The sequence below is a fragment of the Calothrix sp. CBUCES-K 9914 genome, from assembly GCF_059640475.1.
This window is the reverse complement of record NZ_JBXXZH010000003.1, coordinates 63,705-82,667: the sequence shown is the minus strand read 5'-3', so window position 1 is coordinate 82,667 and position 18,963 is coordinate 63,705. Positions and strand designations below refer to the sequence as shown.

Genomic DNA, 18,963 nt, shown 5'->3' with positions numbered 1-18,963 from the left:
TTTTAAAAACCATATAATGCTATATTTTATTATAAATATTTTTACTTAACGTCCAGCAACAATTGTTATAATCACGTTACAGCTATTTTGGAGCATTATTGTAAAGAAATGATAAGAATAATAAGTGATATAACTTTAACGGTTGTTAAGTCCGCTTCTGTAGCGGACTTTATTTGTGAGGTGTAATTTTGTGTTAGGTAGGGAAGGACAATGGCAAAAGTAAAAACAGCAGACAGTAAAGGTCAGCAAAAGCGTGGATTACCAGAGTTTATCGAAAATGTTCAAGCTCTGACAAAAGAAATTCAAGATTTATACTGCTTAGACGCTGTACCCTGGTGTCTTGGCTACAGTGGTGGTAAAGATAGTACTGCGACTTTACAGTTAGTATGGAATGCCATAGCCCAACTTCCACTTGAAAAACGCACAAAAACCATCCACGTCATTACAACAGATACTCTTGTAGAAAATCCTTATGTTTCTCATTGGGTACGTAAATCTTTAGAGCAAATAAAAATGGCTGCTGAAGAACAACAAATGCCAATGGAACCTCATTTGCTACAACCAGAGTGGAAAGAAACATTTTGGGTCGGATTGATTGGTAAAGGATACCCTGCACCAAGGAGAAAATTTCGTTGGTGTACAGAGCGTTTAAAAATTAGCCCATCAAATCGGTTTATCCGAGATGTAATTCGCTCCTTTGGGGAAGCTATTGTAGTTTTAGGAATACGCAAAGCAGAAAGCGCTCCACGTGCAAAACGCATGAAGGAGTGGGAAGCAAAACGAGTTCGTGATCATCTCAGCCCTAATATGAACTTGCCAAACTCTTTGGTTTATAGTCCAATTGAAGATTGGCGAAATGACGAAGTTTGGCTTTACTTGATGCAGTGGGATAATCCTTGGGAATATAGTAACAAGGATTTGTTTAGTATGTACAGAGGCGCCAGTGCTGATAACGAATGTCCTCTGGTTGTAGACACATCAACACCAAGTTGTGGAAACTCTCGTTTTGGATGTTGGGTTTGTACATTAGTAAGCGAAGATAGCTCACTTTCGGCAATGATTCACAACGATGAAGAAAAAGAATGGTTACAACCACTTTTAGACCTTCGTAGAGAATTAGATGTAGAGGAAGAAGACCGTTCTTGGAGAGATTTTAGACGCAGAACAGGAGGTGTTCAACTGTATGAGCGCAATATAGAAGGTGAAATTTCTGTAGAACCAATACCTGGTCCATATATCAAAGAAGCTCGTGAGCATTGGCTCAGAACACTTTTAACTGTTGAGCAACAGTTACGGCGCGATGCACCAAAAGATATGAACGATATAACCCTGATTTCTCTTGAGGAATTAAGTGAAATTCGTCGTATATGGTTAGAAGAAAGACATGAGTTTGATGATAGTTTACCTCGCATTTATAAAGAAGTGACTGGAGAAGAATTTAAAGATCCCCGTCCAGGTGCTGGCTACAGTTTACTTGGTAGCGATGAATGGGAAGTACTCGAAGAAATTTGTGAAGGTGACGCTATGCATTTAGAATTAATTGCAAAGCTATTAAACACCGAATATCAGTTTCGTAAGCGCGCACGTCGTGTGGGAATATATGATGAGTTATTAAAGTGTTTCGAGACAAGCTCACGCTCACAAAAAGAAGCAATTGACAACGCTCACCTCAAGCGAGATTTGAAAGAAGCAGTTAGCGAAGGCAACATTCAGAAAGTCAAACAATTGACCATAGGAGATGCTTTACTCTCGGAGGAAGTAAAAAGTTCATCTTCTAATGATGAATCTTTAGATGCAAACGACAAAAATGATTCAACTAAGTCAATAAGTTGGGGAAAAAAGAAGTACAAGTCCAAAGAATGAATTAACACTATCCAATAGTCAAAAATTTATCAAACAATTATCTAGAGACAACCTATATAATGTCTCTAAACAAATTGGAAATATTTTCCTCTCATCAGATATTAATTGTTTGTGTTCTTCGCTACTATTTGAACTATAATCTTCATGTGCAAGGTACTAATAGGCTATCACTAATCTGGTATGCATCTACAAAGCTCTAAATAAAAACTATTATGAAATTTATTGAACTAGTATTACAAAACTTTGGACCGTATAGCGGGAGAAACGTTATCAATCTTGACACAGAAGTTGATGAAGACACTTCACGTCCAATACTACTACTTGGCGGAATGAATGGTGGTGGAAAAACAACATTTTTAGACGCGATACGTCTCGCACTATACGGACATCGAGCGGAGTGTTCAACGCGCGGAAATTTAAGCTATAGTGATTTTTTGAGTCAATGTGTTAATAACCACGCGACTCCTGTTGATAACACAAGGATTGAATTAACTTTTGAACATATTCAAGAGAATAAAGCTGTAGTATATAAAATTGTACGCTATTGGGATAGTATTCCTAAAGAAGGTAAAGACTCATTAGGTGTTCTAGAATTAGACCCTAAAGTACCTGATGGGTTGGAAAGAGAAGAATTAGTAAATACGTGGGATGATTATATTGAAAATATACTACCCGTAGGAATTTCTAATTTATTCCTCTTTGATGGTGAGCAAGTTAAAGAGTTAGCAGAACAGGAAGTTCCACCTCCATCTGTTGCAGACGCAATACGTGCAATGTTGGGATTAGAACTTGCGGATAAGTTGGCAGTTGACATTGAAATTATAGTCAACCGGAAGCGTAAAGAATTAGCTGATACAAAGGATTTAGCCGACCTTGAAGAAATAGAAGAGAAGCTAAGTTTTTTGCAAGAAGACTACTTAAAAATCAAAGAAGAAGAAGCTTCATATATAAGTTATTACAATCAAGCGGAAAAAGACCAAAAAGATGCTCTAGATAAATTTGTTGCGGAAGGTGGGAAAATAGCCGCAGAACGTAACCAATTAGAAAAGCAGCGTGACCAAAAAGTATCAGAAGTAGATGAAGCACGCTTAGGTATGTGTGATTTATCAGCAAATATCTTACCGCTAGCTTTAGTAGAAAATTTACTTATCCAAGGACAAGCTCAAGGAGAGAAAGAATATCGTATTCAGCAAGCGCAAATTGCCAGCGACATATTATTCGAGCGTGATAAACGTCTGCTCGATTTAATATCAAAATTAGATATACCATCTGAAGAATCTCAAAAAATTAAGAGTTTTTTGGATGAAGATATTACAACTCTCAATGCTAATCTCATACAACCAGAGGAACTTTGGTTATTGCCGGATGCAGATAGCTTAAGTCAATTAAGTAATATATTCTATCAGTTACAAAACACAAAGAATTTAGCAAAACAGCAATTAAAGATTTTGAAGCAAAAAGAAGACGAGATCATCACATTAGAGCGTCAAATTCAAACTGCCGCTTCTCCTGAAGAATATATTTATTTAGTAGATGTTTTAAAAAAAGCTCAGAAAAAAGTTGCTGAAGCTGGCACAAAATGCGAGTCTATTAAAGGACGTGTTCGTCAATTAGAGCTTGAAATCGCAAGTACAAAGGAAGATTTAAGAAAATATACCAAACAAACAATGGATAAAAAAAATTATGAGCATATAATTGCAGCATCGGCAAGAGTACAACAAACACTTAAACTATTTCGAGAAAAGCTCACATTAAAAAAATTGAACAAGCTAGAAATTGAAATAACTGAATGCTTTCGCTACTTGTTGCATAAATCAGACTTAGTTCATCGCGTAGCTATTAATACCGATAACTTTAGCCTTTCATTATATGACGTGCGGGGTAAATCTGTTCCCAAACATCGTTTATCAGCAGGGGAAAAGCAACTTTTAGCCATTGCTTTTTTATGGGGACTCGCGCGCGTATCTGGGCGCCGCTTACCTGTTGCCATTGACACACCATTAGGGCGCCTCGACTCATCACACCGAGGTAACTTAGTCGAAAAATACTTCCCAGCAGCAAGTCATCAGGTAATATTACTCTCTACAGATACAGAAATAGGTAAAGCCGAAGTTGAAAAACTCCGAGAAAACGAAGCTATCGCGCGCGAGTATTTACTTAAATATGACTCGGCAAAGCGCCAGACATCGGTAGTTGATGGATATTTCTGGTAATAAAGGACAAGTAAACAATGTTAAGCTGTTTTGATGTCGCTAAATATTTTTTGACTCAAATTTCTGAGGATGCAGGAGACTTGATGTCAAATCTTAGGTTACAAAAATTAGTTTATTATGCTCAGGGATTTTATTTAGCACTTTATGATACGCTGCTGTTTCCTGAACCTGTAGAAGCTTGGACACATGGGCCTGTTGTTCCTGTGTTGTTTGAATATTACAAAAAGTATGGAGCAGGCGCCATCGATTACCCTAATGATGTAGATTTTTCTATATATGATGAAACAATAAGTTTTTTAGATGAGGTTTATTTAGAATTTGGGCAATTTGCTGCTTGGAAGTTACGTAATATGACCCAGGAGGAATATCCTTGGAAATTAGCGGTTCAAACTCATGCAGAAATTTCTCATAAGTCAATGAAGGAATATTTTAAAACTCAGTTAAATAACGAAGAAGCAATTTAACTCCGCTCCTTGTAAGGTGCGTGACGCTACTAAACTATCTGTTTTACTTCACGATTGTTATGGCGTCACACACCCTACTCCTTATACTCAGCACTTTATACTCAGCACTTAGCACTTTATACTCAGCACTTAGCACTTTATACTCAGCACTCAGCACTTTATACTCAGCACTCAGCACTTTATACTCAGCACTTAGCACTTTATACTCAGCACTCAGCACTTTATACTCAGCACTTATTATGGAACCACCACTTGAACGTGTAAAATTATCGCAAACGGCTAAAGAGCAACTAATTAAGCTCAAGCGGATTACAAAAATAGACCAATGGAATATATTATGCCGTTGGGCACTATGTCGTTCGCTAGCAGAACCAACACCTCCCTCCCCAGTACCTATAAAATTAGACAGTAATGTTGAGATGAATTGGCGCGTGTTTGGTGGTGATATTTCTGATATGCTGTTAATCGCTCTTAAGCAGCGCTGCTATAACGATGGTTTAGGAACTACAAAAGAAGTTTTAGCAGAACAGCTAACATTACACCTACACCGTGGTATTGGTTATTTGGCTGGCGACCAGAAGATTAAGAAAATAGAAGATTTAATTGAATTAACTGTAAACGCATCATGTTAGATGACCCAGAAAAACCAAAAGATGTATGGACTGATTACGTCTGGGCTGACACAGAGTTGGAAGCCATGCGAAAATGTCAAATTAAGGCAGAGCGAGCTACTATAGAAGGTAAAACAGTTGTGAGGTTGATTAGTCAACCAAAGAAAGTAGCTAAAGGGAAACGCTACGAATGTACCTTTGAAGGAGAGGTTAATGATGCTTGAGCTTCCAGTAATTCCCAAAGTTGGAGAGGTTTTCTTAGCAGTCGAATTGAATGCTATAGAAAATATGACCGTTTCAGAAACTTTAAAGTTGTTAGAGAATATGGGCTACAATCCAACCCTGCGTTATCGGCAATCAAAAGATGGAAGTATTTCCGTTTATGCTTTGCTTAAGCACGAGCATATAAACCCTGATATATTGCAATCAGATTATCTTGGCGAAGAGCTTGATGCACTAGCGGAAGTAATTCAACCACCAGATGCTATAGTCTCACCGCGCGGAATTAGTAGCGCTAAAACTTTAACCTCTATAACAACTGTTTAATTTTTCACTTTTCAGTTTTAGATGCTTCTAAATTGATTATAATATTAATCCCCCTTAGCCCCCTTAATAAGGGGGGAACTGGAGTAGATTTTTAACTTTTTAAAATCTGGAAAAAAAAGCTAATTCTTAGCCCCCTTTATTAAGGGGGGTTGGGGGGATCAAATCCAAATTCTCAATTTTCCCCAACATCCTCTTCCTCATCTTCTACATTTTCAGAAATAGGTCTACCCGACCAATCAATTGGTTCAAGTAAGCTAGCTCTAAAATCTTCAACAGTATCACGGTACTTCTGTTTTAAATATCGAATTCTAGTACTTATTCTTAAACCTAGTGCATGACTTATCATCGAAGCAATTAATCCTCTTCCTTCCTTCCCAGAGTCCGCGCGTTGTTTCGTTGGGTTCCAAATAACATTTACCCAAGGCGCCTGATCTATATCTACTGGTACATGAGTCATTATGGCTTCTATTGCATCTTCGACTGATTTATTTTGAAGCTTAACTAATTTTAAGACATCAGCTAGAATAAATTGACCGATAGGACGAGCATAAACGTTTCCTCCAGAAATCGGTTTACCACTATCATCAAAAATAAGGGCGCCGTTATCCATCCGCTTGCGAATATCTCCAGCTTTTTTCCTACCCCTGAGAACATCATCAAAACCAGGACATTTACGTAACCAATACATCCAGATATTTTCTAGATAGTCATAAAATTCATCCAACTCGGTATCAGTTGGTCGAAACTGCTTAAATTTTGCATCAATATCTAACCCACCATTATAAGCTCCAAGCAATACTTCATTTGTTTCATAAAATGTTGTTAAAGTCGCAATGTAAGGGTCATGTACTTTTTTTGGCGATATTTGTTTAGAACCTAAGTTACCTAAAACTAACATCTTTAATGTGTCATTCTCTTTAATCAAACGACGTGAAACAATTGCCACCGCATCATCTTCATCAATAGCAATATTCATACCAGAGCTTGTTGGTTTAGCTCGACGATTCAAAGTAGAAAATAATCTTCGAGTCCTCTCTAAACCTTCTTTTGTATTCTCATGCTTCAGAATAATAACGCTAATCTCTTCTTTCGCTAAATCAGGATTTTGTCTTATGCCTTCTTGAATTGACTTTAATCTATGTTGACCATCTAAAGCATAATATATTTGGCTACCATCAAACCGTAACAACCCAAATCCATAACTCGAACGCTCTGTGTTGTCATCTATTAAATGATGCTCTTGAACTTTAACCGCAGAAAACTCCGGTTCTCCTCCATATACAGCTACAACTATGGCGCCATAAAATCGTTGTGGTGTATTTACAAGATAAGGAACCATCTCCTTTTGCACACGGTCTTGAATTTCTCTTTGAATTAACTCATCCAAATCTTTGTTTGCATGAATTTCTTCTGCTAACCGACATTCGCGCGCGACTTTACCCAGCTTCATGACGGTGACATAATAATCCCAATCACCCATCTTAGCTTTTAATGCTGGTACATAATCTGCCATAACAGTGCTTCCCTGGTTTAATGATTTATTTACTTTTCTACGCTTTGGCGCCTATAATAAATTTGAGCAAGGTTCTCATTATCATAAAAACCCGCCATAAATTCATCAATGCGACGCTAGCCCAGTGTAGTTACAAATTATTTAAAAAAGCTTAACTGAAACTTTTATAACAAATACTTACGTAAGACGTATGTAAATTAGCTTTACTTTACAGTAATTTTACATAGTTAAGCACTTTTATGTATTTAAAACAAATGATATTACACAAACAATCTTGTGGAATGGGCATCCTTGCCCGTTCCATATTAAAGGTATAAAGGCGGGCAGGGATGCCCGCTCCACAATAAAAAATTGTGTTTACTATAAGTTACTCAAATTTAACCTTGCTATAAATATCAGCAAGCATTATTTGGAAGGGCATTGAGTTCAAAGATAAAGTTTGATTTAAATCATCATATTCTGTAAATGTCCAAGTTTTGCTGTTAGTTTTATAATATTGCTCAACATGTGCGCTATATTGGTCTATTAAAATATATTCTTTAAAGCTAGGTATAGTACGATAAGCAACAAATTTTTGGTCTTTATCATATGCTCTTGTAGATTCTGATAATACTTCAGCTATCATTAAAGGGTTAGTAATGGTATCTCGGCGCCCTTCCTGTAGTTGTATCTCTCCTTCAACTACCATTACATCAGGATAAGTGTTAATGCCTTTTTTAGGTATCCAGAGTTTTTGGTCTGCAACAAAGGTTTCATATGATTGCTGTTTTACTGATAAATTCAATGCGGCGCTAAAGTTTAAAGCTATTCTATTGTGATTCGGTGTTCCACCAGTCATAAGAATAATTTCACCATCAATATACTCATGACGTTCCTGTGAATTAATTTCTAATTCAAAATATTCGTCAAGAGTATAATATTCTTTTTTGTTAGCTTGTACAATCATTTGATTATTGCCTAAGCATTCAAGTTATCACCTTATATTATAGATATATTTAGAGTAATTTCAGAGCAATTGTAACAATTTAAACTTATGGTGTGAACCACAAAGACACAAAGGACACAAAGAAAGAGGGATAGTCTTTGTGTTAAATATAATACCTGAAACGAGTTGAGGTGCCTGAAATATCAAGAAAGTTGAAGATTTGCTCGAAATGACAGCAAAAAATATATATAGATAATATATAGTCGCCCTTTTCCCTTCTTGCTATGACTGGGAGCTACATTGAAATTGAACGTCACCGTGCTGCAATACAGCGTGTTGATATATCGCGTCCTGTTAAACTTGCCCTTGAGTGGAATATTCTCACTCTTAGCAAAAGCTTTTTTGACTACGGTTGTGGTTACGGTGGTGATGTTCAGCGCACTACGAAACTAGGGTATCAAAGTACTGGTTGGGACCCTTATTACTTCCCCAATGAGACGCTAGTTTCTGCGGATGTTGTTAATATTGGTTATGTTCTTAATGTCATTGAAGATACTACTGAACGCGCTGAAGCTCTTTCTAAAGCTTGGAACCTTACACAAAAAGTACTCGTTGTTTCAGCACAAGTATTAGTTAATGCTCCAAGTCATCATCAAATATCTTACGGTGATGGTATAGTTACCCGTTTAAATACGTTTCAGAAATATTACGAGCAAGAAGAACTTAAAAAGTATATAGATGAGACATTAAACGCTGATGCTGTACCCGTAGCGTTAGGTGTTTATTTTGTCTTTCGCTCGGAAGAAGAGAAACAACATTTCAAAGCTATTAGATACTTCTCTCGCACTTACACACCGCGCGTTCGCATTTCGACTAAGCGTTTTGAAGACTACCAAGAAATACTGCAACCGCTTATGGAGTTTTATACACAACGCGGTAGACTCCCGATAAAAGGAGAATTAGAAAAGCAAGAACAATTATTAATCGAGTTTAGTAACTTCAAGCGCGCGTTTGCTGTTATTCTCCAAGCAACCGATGAAGCAGAATGGGATGCTATCGCTTACCGTCGTTCGCTCGATATCCAAGTATACCTGGCATTAATGCAACTCGAAGGTAATCGTTCCCTGTACAAACTACCACTAGAAATGCGTCAAGATATCAAAGCCTTTTTTGGTCACTACGAAGACGCTTGTGACGTTGCCGACAGAAAATTATTTAGCTTGGGACAACCAGGAGTTGTGAAAACTGCGTGCGATAAAAGCAAAATTGGCAAACGTACCCGTAGCGCACTTTATGTTCACGCTTCCGCACTCCAAGAACTCGACCCTTTATTACGAATATACGAAGGATGTGCAACCCGCTTTATTGGACGTGTCGATGATGCTACTTTGATAAAATTTTACATTGATGAACCGCGAATATCCTATCTATACTATCCAGATTTCGATACAGACCCACATCCTGCTTTAAAAGCAAGTATTAATATTGACTTAAAAACACTTAGAGTTACTCATTACGATTATTCAGATAGAACAAACCCACCTGTTTTACACCGTAAGGAAACATTTGTTGTATCTAGTTATCCTGATTATGATAAATTTGCCAAGCTGACTCAGCAGGAAGTAGAGTTAGGGTTGCTTAAGAATAAAAACGAAATTGGCACGCGCGATGGTTGGTTAAAGTGCCTAGCTGAACATAACGTGGAAATTCAAGACCATCAAGTAATACCTGGTAACGGATGAGATGTTTATCATCCGTTGCTAACTGACCGTTCATACATTTGTGAAATTTCTAACACTCTTTGTAACCATTGTTGTGCTTGGGAAGACGCGACATGTCGCGTCTCTACATTGTCTGTTGAATTAGACCAGATTTTTTCCTTATCGAATAACCAACGTGTTAAAACACGTCCTAGATCAACTAGTTCTGCTGCTTGGTCAATGTCATCGTTTTTAACCATATCTGGAACAGTCCACTCGATAAAATACCTACTTTCTTTAGCAAGGTTTAATATCGCTTGTTGTTGCGATGCGTCAGTAAACAAGGTTTGAATGGAAGCTAAGTTGATACCTAGCTGCTGCAAGCGGGTAGATATATCGTTAATTGTAAAGTTTTGTTGCTGTAAAGCGAAGTCTGTCATATCCCACCTAAAAATTCTATGATAAAACGTTCATACGTTTAAGAGATATTCACGTAAATTCAGGAACTAAACTATAAATTTATACGTTATATCCGTTACATCTGTTGTATCCGTTGCCATGAAGTCACTTATATGTAATACATTTAATAACAAAAAATACAAATAGCAAATATAGTGTTAATTTCCGTGCAATTAACCGGGCGCGATATGTATATATATGAACTAAACAGGAAAAGGTATTTTTTCGACTATGACAAAAAATTCATCGATATTAAGGGTATATGGCAACCGCAAGATGGCGGCGCTGTTATTACTAGGATTCTCGTCAGGTTTGCCACTTTATTTAACGGGTAAAGACCCTTTACAAGCTTGGCTGACTCAAGAAGGTGTTGGGCTAGGTGCCATTTCTGCATTTACTCTTGTTAGTTTGCCATATTCTTTAAAGTTTTTGTGGTCGCCTATTCTTGACCGCTTTGTACCACCGTTTTTAGGAAGGCGCCGAGGTTGGTTGTTAATAACTCAAGTTGCCTTACTGCTGGGTATTTTGGCAATGGCAACACAAAAACCTTCTCAAGGATTACAAGTTCTAGCTATTATCGCGGTTACAGTTGCCTTTTTTAGCGCTAGCCAAGATATTGTCGTTGATGCTTACCGTACTGATGTGCTTGAAGAACAAGAACTTGGTGCTGGTGCGTCTATATTTTTATTGGCATATCGCCTTGCCCTTTTGATCGCTGGAGGTATAAGTTTTTCTTTGGTAGGTTTTCTCCAGTCTTGGCAAGCTGTTTATGTGGGAATGGCGTTGTTAATGGGAATTGGTGTTATTGGCTCGATTTTTGCTCCTGAACCAAAACAGCGTGTAGCTCCTCCTCGGTCTTTATATGATGCTGTGACGCTGCCGTTTATTGATTTTTTTCGGCGTAAGGGCGCCTTACAGGGTCTTTTAATTTTGGTGTTTATTGTAATTTATAAAATAGGAGACTCTTTACTTAGAAACGTTGCTACACCATTTTTGTTAGATAAAGGTTTGAACTTTGCTGCACCAGATTTAGGATTTCCGAAAGCTCTCTCAATTGTCGCTGTAATTGTCGGAACTTTGGCTGGTGGCGCCGTTATGACCAAGATTGGAGTTAACCGCGCTCTGTGGATATTCGCTATACTACAAGCTGCTGGCAACCTAACTTACTTTGTATTAGCAGTTGTCGGCAAAAACTACCCCTTGATGGTCGCTGCACTTAATATCGAAAATTTTTGTGCTGGTTTGGAGTCGGCGGCGTTTGTCGCGTTTATGATGAGTCTTTGCAACCAGGGTTTTTCCGCTACGCAGTACGCACTACTTTCTAGCCTGCAAGCTTTCAGTCGAGATATTCTTTCCGCACCAGCTGGAGCATGGGCAGAAGCTACAGGCTGGCCTACTTTCTTCCTAATAACCGCAATTGCTGCTTTACCAGGAGTAATCCTACTACCATTTTTTGCACCTTGGAATCCCAAACCAATATCACTAAATCGACCCGGACTAGATGAGGAAATATAAGGAAATTTAATCTATGGGGCAAAGAGTTGTCGTTGTTATCTCTACGACCATCCTTTTTTTAACAGGTCTTTTACTTGGCTACGTCCTCTCACAACTTGTTCTCGGGCGCTTGGCGCTTAACCTCGTCACCTTCCTAGGAACATTTAGCTTAATCGTAATATTTGCTACGCTATACTACGTATTATTTTGGGAGTTTCGCAGACAGCAAGCACAACCAGCAGGGCGCCAACCATCTAGCCGCCAATACAGCGCTGACGAATTCGCACCCCCCATTGCCCAACTCAAAAACCAACTTACTAACTTATTAGATGGAGACACGAGTGGCGCCGAACGTCTCGTTGCTCAAGCGCGTAAAACCTACCCCAATATGCCAGAAAATTGGTACTGGGAAAGAGTTATCGCCGATGTAGAACGCGATAGACGGTAGGAGTATTGTAGGATAGCTAACTGCCTGTCCCTAAAAGTTACATCCTGCCTATTTCTAGAAGTTGCATCCTGCCTGTCCATAGAAGTTGGACGGGCAAGATGCCCGTTCCACAAGATTTTGTTTTTCACAAGATTTTGTTTTTCACCTATAGAGATTTTCTTATGGGGCAGTTTTGCAGCTAAAATAAATCAAGCATGGTTAATAAATCTTTAATTTTATTTCCAGCATCCTTGTTTGTATAAGTTGAATTATGAATATTGTTCGCCAATACATTGCCCCTTTAATCGCTGTTATCATTTTCTTGATTGCTCTCGTTGCAACCAGCGCACGCATCTTCTTACCATCTGACATGTCCGCGCCTGCTCCCGTTGATGGTGTAGGACTTAACACAGAGCTAGATGGACAGAGTAACACATTAGTCTCAATGAAGGCACCGTCTTTAAAGTAGAGTGCTTAATAGCACACATTAATTCTTACCTCTGTGTACAAACGCGATTAATCCCTGCGGTAAAACCTCCGGTTTACGCATCTCTACTTTTGTCTTTACGGTAAATATATATACTAACACAACTTAATTATATAGAGTATAAGGCATTATTTATCATAGATATATGTCTAAATTATAATGGTATAACTTTAAATACCTTTGGAAAATTCACCGAAGGTTAATTTTGTGCAGTAAGTTTTCGTGTCAAATTGTACTTAGTGAGTTCCCATAAACAACCTTGAATTCTTTTTTGATACCATCTTATAAAATTCGTCGAGGCTCGACCCTAGATAGAGCGTTACTGGTAAAGTTTATGCAGCGAACTTACCAAGACATTTTTCCAGACCAAGACTTTTCTCATTTGTCAAGGACTGTAGAACAATATTTATCGAGCGAAACACCGTTGTGGTGGGTATATTTTGCGGAAACAGAAGAAGCTATAACTCCTTCAACTTCTTCTGTCGGTTGTCTTTGGATGGGAAATGCTATCGACCAAATTACAGGTTTGCGTCATGCTCATTTATTTCTATTATACGTTATTCCCGAACATCGGCGCCGAGGTGTGGGTAAAGCGTTAATGGAATATGCACAAACATGGGCAAGAGCGCGCGGAGACAAGCAAATAGGTCTGCAAGTTTTTTCTGAAAACACACCTGCTCTTAACTTATATAACCAACTCGGTTTTCAAACACAATCTTTATGGATGGTCAAACGCTTAGAGAACGGAGAGTAACCCCCTACCTCTTCCCCCTAACCCCTTCCCCAATTTAAAATCAATGCATGTGTGGAAGATGACCGTTTGTAATGGTACTTTTTATTTATGTATGATGACGATGACCTCAGCTTACTTGACCCCGAAGCCGAGCTAGAAAGTCCTCTCGACCGGATTGAACCGCTGACTGAATCTTCAGAGGTCTCACTTCCTGACCCGGATGAGATGCTCGCGCTTCTTGACAGTCCACAGCCACAGCAAAGAATGCTGGCGGCACGTGCTTTTTGTGACATTGAAGATGCACGCGCAACTTCTCCCTTAATTCGTTTGTTGACAGATACTTGTCCTCTAGTGAGGGTAAGTGCAGCTTATGGAATTGGGCGCAATCCAAGCTCTAATGCAGTAGAACCACTGATAAAGCAGTTAAATCGCGACTGGAACGGTTACGTGCGTAAAGGTGTAGTTTGGGCATTAGGAAATTGTCGCGACCGTAGAAGTTTAGCCCCCCTAGCAGATGCACTCAAAACAGATATTTCGGCAGTGCGACTATGGGCAGCTAGCGCACTCGCTCAAATGGCAGGTGTTGGTTATGACGTAGTTGTTGGCGCCATGCCTCCTTTAATTTCGGCTTTAGTTCAAGACCCAATTGCAGCAGTTCGTAGTAATTGCGCTTGGTCTATTGGACAATTATGTCGTGAGCTACCTTCAAACGTAGTTTATGCCACTGCAATTGATGCCTTAATCCAAACTTTCGCTGAAGACACCGACTTAGGAGTGCGCGAAGACGCTAAAGCTGCCCTTTTAGGTGTAGGAGACACGCGCGGGCTTCAAATGATAGAAACTTTGGAACAAGAAGGATGGTTTTAAAGTAGGGTGCGTGACGCTATAACAATTCTTAAACGAAGCTAATCACCAGGTGGCGTCACGCACCTTACTGTTTTTTAAAAGTTATAATCATGAGTCGGTGCGTGACGCTACAAGTCTTACATCTACGTTGAAATTTCCTTATAGCGTCACGCACCCTACGTTTTTAAATGTCATGTTGAACGCAGTTTTTAGTTTGGGCGATATTGAATTCTATATATTCTGTTATTTGCTTCATCGGTAACCAGTAAACTACCATCTGGCGCCACAAGTAAACCTACTGGACGTGCCCATGTTGTTGGAATACTGGAGTCTTGTAAAAAGCCTGTTAGAAAATCTTCATAATAACCTTGTGGGCGCCCGTTGCTATCAAAAGGAATAAATACTACTTTGTAACCAGTTCCTGCGTTACGATTCCAAGAACCACGAAATGCTGCAAATGCTCCGTTTTGATATTTAGCTGGAAATGTTTTACCATCGTAAAATTTAACACCTAGTGCGGCTGAATGTGCCTGAAATAGTACGTCGGGTGTACGAGTAGTTTGTACTAAGTCGGGACGTTTACTTTTACCGTTTGCGGTTTGACGTGGGTCTATATAATTAGGCGTTATGTATGCATATGGCCAACCATAAAATTCACCCTGCCGAATACGTGTAAAGTAGTCAGGTACTAAATCATCCCCTAAACCATCGCGTTCGTTAACTGTTGTATAAAGTTCTTTTGTAACTGGATGAAAAGCTAAACCTACAGGGTTTCGTAAACCTGAAGCAAATGTTTGTCGTCCTTGACCATCTAAGTTCATTATCTGTACTGAAGCGCGCGGTGTTGGTTCTTCATCGACGTTTGACAGAGAACCAATTGATACGTATATTTGATTACGGTCTGGTGATGCTAAGACATTACGTGTCCAATGTTGGTTATATCCTCCACCTGGTAAGTCAGTAATTTTTTGACCAATACCAGTAAGTTGCTGTTGCCCTTTGGTGTAGGGAAAGCGCAGTACAGCATCAGTATTACCCAAGAAAAAATAATTACCTGCAAATGTCATCCCAAATGGTATATTTAACCCATTTTGGGCGCCTGCGAATGTTGTTTTAACGTCAGCAACTCCATCCCCGTTCGTATCACGCAGTAAACGAATACGGTTTTGTTTTGTTTCTGTTACTAAAACATCTCCCGAAGGTGTCAATGCTAACCAACGTGGCGCCTCTAAATCTTCGGCATATAAATTTACACTAAAACCAGCAGGTACATTTAAGATTGGATTTTTGGGTATTGGAACAACCTGGGGAGATTTTGAAGCGCTATCGGTAGCAAAAGGCTTGGGTAAGTCTTTTATATTAATGCGAATCGGTGTAGGGTTAAGTGGTTGAGTCGGGATAGTAGTATTTTTAGCTTGTTTTGAATTTTGATTTTGCGCTAGCTCTGTTGTAGAAACTTCGGTAGGCTTTTGTGAGGGATTTTCTAGAGTTGCTACTGTTTGAGTACAAGCAGATGCAGCAAGTAACAACACAGGTAGGATTGAACGCACGAGCATTTTCATAAAGCAAGATTGGCAACGGATATAACGGATGTAACGGATGGTTTATGAGTTCTATCCGTTACCTTTATAAAAATGATAGTCAAGAGTTATGCTTTACGAACTCCAGCGTAAGGATGAAAAATGTATACAAGCTCTTGTTGGGTTCATGGGCGCCTCCACCCAACCTACAATTATCTTTATTGAAAAACGAGAATAACCATCCGTTACATCCGTTACATCCGTTACATCCGTTACATCCGTTGCAAGCGTGTACCGTAACGTAACAATCTTTCAATTGCTCCCAAACGATTTTCCCATACGCGAACTTGATAGGGGTTTTGCGCTGACTGTTCACGCATCCACGCTCTAAATAATGACTGGAAACGCACGAGCGACGATTTCGCGGTTGTTAACCTGGATGCACTTGGTGTTTCTGCAAGTTGATTTAATGCTGTTTCTAAAACATCTGCTTGTTGTTTAAAAGCTGATAGTCCTGTTGGTGTTAATTTTAGTTGGTTGTTTTTCTCAATCCATTTCCATTCAGTTTGTAATGCAGTATAACGTGCTGCTGCTGTTTGAAATGGTTGGCGATGGGGTATTGGTTCTCTACTGGCGCCGCTTGATTTGGTTAAACTACCTGAACTACCCTGAGTACTATTAAATACTTGCTGTAAATCACCCGTTAAGTTCTCTGCTGCAAATAATGCATAACCGACAGCTGGTAAATCTCGAATTGCTTGAATTTGGTCAAAAGCTCCCGGAGTTGGAAGGTTGAGCAAGCGTATACCTGGTACTAGCAATGCTGCACCTAGTTGTCCAAACTGCGTTGAAGCTATCCACGGTTGTGCTAATCGCTCAAAGCGGGTAGTATCAAGCGCATAAGTCATCGGCACAATTAAATCTATATCACCTCGTCTCGCCCACACTTCCCAGTTCTGCTGAATTTTTTGAATTCGTTCTTGTTCTGGTAAAGGAAACACTGCAACCGATATAGTTAAATTAGATTTCTTTTGCCGTAATCTTTGTGAGACTTCTGCTACAAAACTATTGACTTGCTCGGTGCGAAATGTCGTCCACTTTTCCCATAAATCGCTTTGTTTTGGTGAAATAGTTGCAGGGTCTACACCGTAAATTTGCCTAAATTGAAGACGTGCTGCTGTTCCATATCCATAAAGTCTTCCTGCATTAGGGTCTTGAAATGGATAGCGAATGTAGTCAAGCTGTAATCCGTCTACATCATAATTGGTAACTATTTCTTCGTATAGCCTCAGTAAATAGTCTCGAACTTGGGGATTTGCTGGGTCAAAGAATGGTTTACCTTGACCTTGAGGCACTATTTGACCCCTGAGATCGTAACCTGCCCAAGAAGGATTTGCAGCTAGTACAGGACCTGGATAGTTTTTATCTATACCTAGCAATTCGTTATGCCGCTGATTTCCGGCAGCAAATACCCACACCCAAGCATGTAATTCAATACCGCGCGCTTTTGCGAGTTTGACGGCTGAAGCAAGGGGATCCCAACCTCGAACCAATGGGTTTTGTTGCGGCGCCACTTTGCTTGGATAAATTGGATAGCTGGCATTGAGTGTTTCAAAAAATACTGTATTAATTCCTGCTTGCGCGAGTCTGTCGAAAATACGTGCGAGCGCTGCCTCACTTCCGGCTTTAACAATTGTGCCTCGGTCAAGCCACATCGCCCGAATTTCTGGTTGTGCCATCCGCTGGTCAAAAGGAAACTGCTTCCATAAAGCACCGCGCGTTGCTAACCACTGTTGACGCGCTTGATTATATTGTTTACTAGCAACCAGTTGGGGTATATTATCTGCAACTTGACGTGCTTGAGAAGTACTAAAAGCTGGCGCTCCAGGTCGAACCGATGCAAACTGAGCTTGAGTGGCTTTAAGTGACTGCGGTTTTCCAGAAACTGCAGATGCTGATAACTGTGAACTTTCAACTCGTCCAATCAAATTTTGTAGTTCTTGGCGAAGTGCTATTGCCTCAGAAGCACTTATTGGCTGATTTGAATTTGGCACAACATCCAAACGGACATTCTGTTCGAGTTGGTCAATTGCTTCATCGCTTCTAGGTGTCGTTTTAGGAAGAAAACTACCTTGGGAATTTGTAGCTGTTCTTCTAGCTGTTGGAGAAGTATATGTTGAAGAGTTAAAGATAGAAGGGTCAACTTTAACCGCTCCATATTCCTGTGTATTTGAATTAGGTGTATTTGAATTAGGTGTATTTGAGCTAGGATTTGTTGCAGGTCTTGAGGCTACTGAATTAGAAGGTTTGGGGAGTGATGCTATTGATGTTGTACAGTTATTAGCGCCACCTGAGACACTTCTTGCGGCGCCGGATGGTAGCTGTATGTGACGACTAATCGCAGCTCGTAACCATCCAGAGTCTAATTCGCTAGCAGCAGCAGTATCAACACCCCACCGCCATCCAAAAAAGATTGAACGTTCGGTTGCTAAGACCGCAGTTGAATTGTCTTTTGTATCCCATAGTGCTGCAGGTTGTCCAGTAGCTTCGTCGGAAATCACAACACCACCGCGCGCTTGTCCAAAAACTCCATTTTTGGCCCAGTCTTGAGTAATTTTGATTTTAGAAGGCTGTATTTTTTGAACATTATTAAGACTAAATCCCCAATAGCCACCGAGTAACGCGCGCATTAGCTGCCTGACTCCCGGTGCTGATGACGTTCCTACTGGGCCTGACGCAATTAGGCGCCCACCTTTACTCATCCATTCTTCTAAAGCAATAGCTTGGGCTGGACTAATTGTTTCAATATTGGGCAAAAATAAAACTCTACGCGCTCCCCAGTCAGCAGAGGTTCTAACAGAGTCTAGAGAAACAACACAGTAATTGACTCCTGCTGACTGCAAACGACTAGTGATACCCGACCATTGACTAGCATTATCTTGACTATAAATAATAGTTAAATTAGTTTCCGAGGCTGCTGCCGCTGGGATACTCAATAAATGAAAAATAATAATTTGTAAATTCAGGAAAAATAAGCCAAATTTTGTGGCTTTACTGAACTTGATTAATTTAATTATTTCCTTAATTTGTCTAGCTTTGCTCACGCTCTAACCCTCGGTAAATTTCTAATGATTAAAGTAATGATTAAAATAGTCAAAACAA

At 39.5% G+C, this 18,963-nt stretch carries 17 protein-coding genes; 12 read left to right on the top strand and 5 right to left on the bottom strand.

Going from position 1 to position 18,963, the window contains the following annotated elements; translation table 11 throughout:
• Positions 1-210 precede the first annotated feature (210 nt).
• The 6 genes from dndC to AC2JBO_RS01190 all read left to right on the top strand — a co-directional run bounded on the left by dndC (position 211) and on the right by AC2JBO_RS01190 (position 5,697).
• Positions 211-1,863 carry a DNA phosphorothioation system sulfurtransferase DndC gene (gene dndC, locus AC2JBO_RS01215; RefSeq protein ID WP_496951789.1) on the top strand — a complete coding sequence of 551 codons (1,653 nt, stop codon included), beginning with the start codon at positions 211-213 and terminating at the stop codon, positions 1,861-1,863.
• 212 nt (positions 1,864-2,075) lie between these two features.
• Positions 2,076-4,076: a DNA sulfur modification protein DndD gene (dndD, locus tag AC2JBO_RS01210; protein ID WP_496951788.1), complete on the top strand. Its 2,001-nt coding sequence runs from the start codon at positions 2,076-2,078 to the stop codon at positions 4,074-4,076.
• Positions 4,077-4,093: 17 nt separating this feature from the next.
• Positions 4,094-4,540 carry a Panacea domain-containing protein gene (locus AC2JBO_RS01205; protein WP_496951787.1) on the top strand — a complete coding sequence of 149 codons (447 nt, stop codon included), beginning with the start codon at positions 4,094-4,096 and terminating at the stop codon, positions 4,538-4,540.
• A gap of 239 nt (positions 4,541-4,779) precedes the next feature.
• On the top strand, positions 4,780-5,172 hold the full coding sequence (dndE, locus tag AC2JBO_RS01200; protein WP_496951808.1) for a DNA sulfur modification protein DndE: 393 nt from the start codon (positions 4,780-4,782) through the stop codon (positions 5,170-5,172).
• Complete coding sequence (locus tag AC2JBO_RS01195) at positions 5,166-5,375, top strand: hypothetical protein (RefSeq protein WP_496951786.1); 210 nt, start codon at positions 5,166-5,168, stop codon at positions 5,373-5,375. Before dndE ends, AC2JBO_RS01195 begins: the two co-directional genes overlap by 7 nt.
• The gene (locus AC2JBO_RS01190; RefSeq protein ID WP_496951785.1) at positions 5,365-5,697 is read left to right on the top strand and encodes an acyl carrier protein; all 333 of its coding nucleotides are present in this window, start codon (positions 5,365-5,367) and stop codon (positions 5,695-5,697) included. Before AC2JBO_RS01195 ends, AC2JBO_RS01190 begins: the two co-directional genes overlap by 11 nt.
• A 172-nt stretch (positions 5,698-5,869) precedes the next feature.
• Here AC2JBO_RS01190 and AC2JBO_RS01185 read toward each other — a convergent pair whose 3' ends face one another.
• Together AC2JBO_RS01185 and AC2JBO_RS01180 are read right to left on the bottom strand one after the other, a co-directional pair.
• Positions 5,870-7,210 carry a DGQHR domain-containing protein gene (locus AC2JBO_RS01185; protein WP_496951784.1) on the bottom strand — a complete coding sequence of 447 codons (1,341 nt, stop codon included), beginning with the start codon at positions 7,208-7,210 and terminating at the stop codon, positions 5,870-5,872.
• A gap of 367 nt (positions 7,211-7,577) precedes the next feature.
• Positions 7,578-8,156 carry a Uma2 family endonuclease gene (locus tag AC2JBO_RS01180; protein WP_496951783.1) on the bottom strand — a complete coding sequence of 193 codons (579 nt, stop codon included), beginning with the start codon at positions 8,154-8,156 and terminating at the stop codon, positions 7,578-7,580.
• A 263-nt stretch (positions 8,157-8,419) separates the two neighbouring features.
• Between AC2JBO_RS01180 and AC2JBO_RS01175 the strand changes: the two genes are divergently transcribed.
• Positions 8,420-9,877 (top strand): DNA phosphorothioation-associated putative methyltransferase, encoded by a 1,458-nt coding sequence (locus AC2JBO_RS01175; protein ID WP_496951782.1) that lies wholly within the window; start codon positions 8,420-8,422, stop codon positions 9,875-9,877.
• 8 nt (positions 9,878-9,885) lie between these two features.
• On the opposite strand, the gene AC2JBO_RS01170 is transcribed toward AC2JBO_RS01175, so the two are convergent.
• Positions 9,886-10,275 (bottom strand): hypothetical protein, encoded by a 390-nt coding sequence (locus AC2JBO_RS01170; RefSeq protein WP_496951781.1) that lies wholly within the window; start codon positions 10,273-10,275, stop codon positions 9,886-9,888.
• 250 nt (positions 10,276-10,525) lie between these two features.
• On the opposite strand from AC2JBO_RS01170, the gene AC2JBO_RS01165 reads away from it, so the two are divergent.
• The 5 genes from AC2JBO_RS01165 (at position 10,526) to AC2JBO_RS01145 (ending at position 14,302) form a co-directional block, all read left to right on the top strand.
• On the top strand, positions 10,526-11,809 hold the full coding sequence (locus AC2JBO_RS01165; RefSeq protein ID WP_496951780.1) for an AmpG family muropeptide MFS transporter: 1,284 nt from the start codon (positions 10,526-10,528) through the stop codon (positions 11,807-11,809).
• A gap of 13 nt (positions 11,810-11,822) precedes the next feature.
• Positions 11,823-12,236, top strand: a complete 414-nt coding sequence (locus tag AC2JBO_RS01160) for an ABC transporter permease (RefSeq protein ID WP_496951779.1) — start codon at positions 11,823-11,825, stop codon at positions 12,234-12,236.
• A 250-nt stretch (positions 12,237-12,486) separates the two neighbouring features.
• A complete protein-coding gene (locus AC2JBO_RS01155; protein WP_496951778.1) occupies positions 12,487-12,684 on the top strand; it encodes a DUF8624 family small hydrophobic protein in 198 nt (65 codons plus the stop codon).
• A 292-nt stretch (positions 12,685-12,976) separates the two neighbouring features.
• Complete coding sequence (locus AC2JBO_RS01150; RefSeq protein WP_496951807.1) at positions 12,977-13,456, top strand: GNAT family N-acetyltransferase; 480 nt, start codon at positions 12,977-12,979, stop codon at positions 13,454-13,456.
• An 87-nt stretch (positions 13,457-13,543) separates the two neighbouring features.
• The gene (locus tag AC2JBO_RS01145; protein WP_496951777.1) at positions 13,544-14,302 is read left to right on the top strand and encodes a HEAT repeat domain-containing protein; all 759 of its coding nucleotides are present in this window, start codon (positions 13,544-13,546) and stop codon (positions 14,300-14,302) included.
• Positions 14,303-14,490: 188 nt separating this feature from the next.
• Here the strand turns inward: AC2JBO_RS01145 and AC2JBO_RS01140 are convergent, their stop codons facing one another.
• On the bottom strand, positions 14,491-15,843 hold the full coding sequence (locus AC2JBO_RS01140) for a PQQ-dependent sugar dehydrogenase (RefSeq protein ID WP_496951776.1): 1,353 nt from the start codon (positions 15,841-15,843) through the stop codon (positions 14,491-14,493).
• 230 nt (positions 15,844-16,073) lie between these two features.
• Positions 16,074-18,905, bottom strand: coding sequence for a family 10 glycosylhydrolase (locus AC2JBO_RS01135; protein ID WP_496951775.1), 2,832 nt, complete (start codon positions 18,903-18,905; stop codon positions 16,074-16,076).
• Between the last annotated feature and the right edge of the window lie 58 nt (positions 18,906-18,963).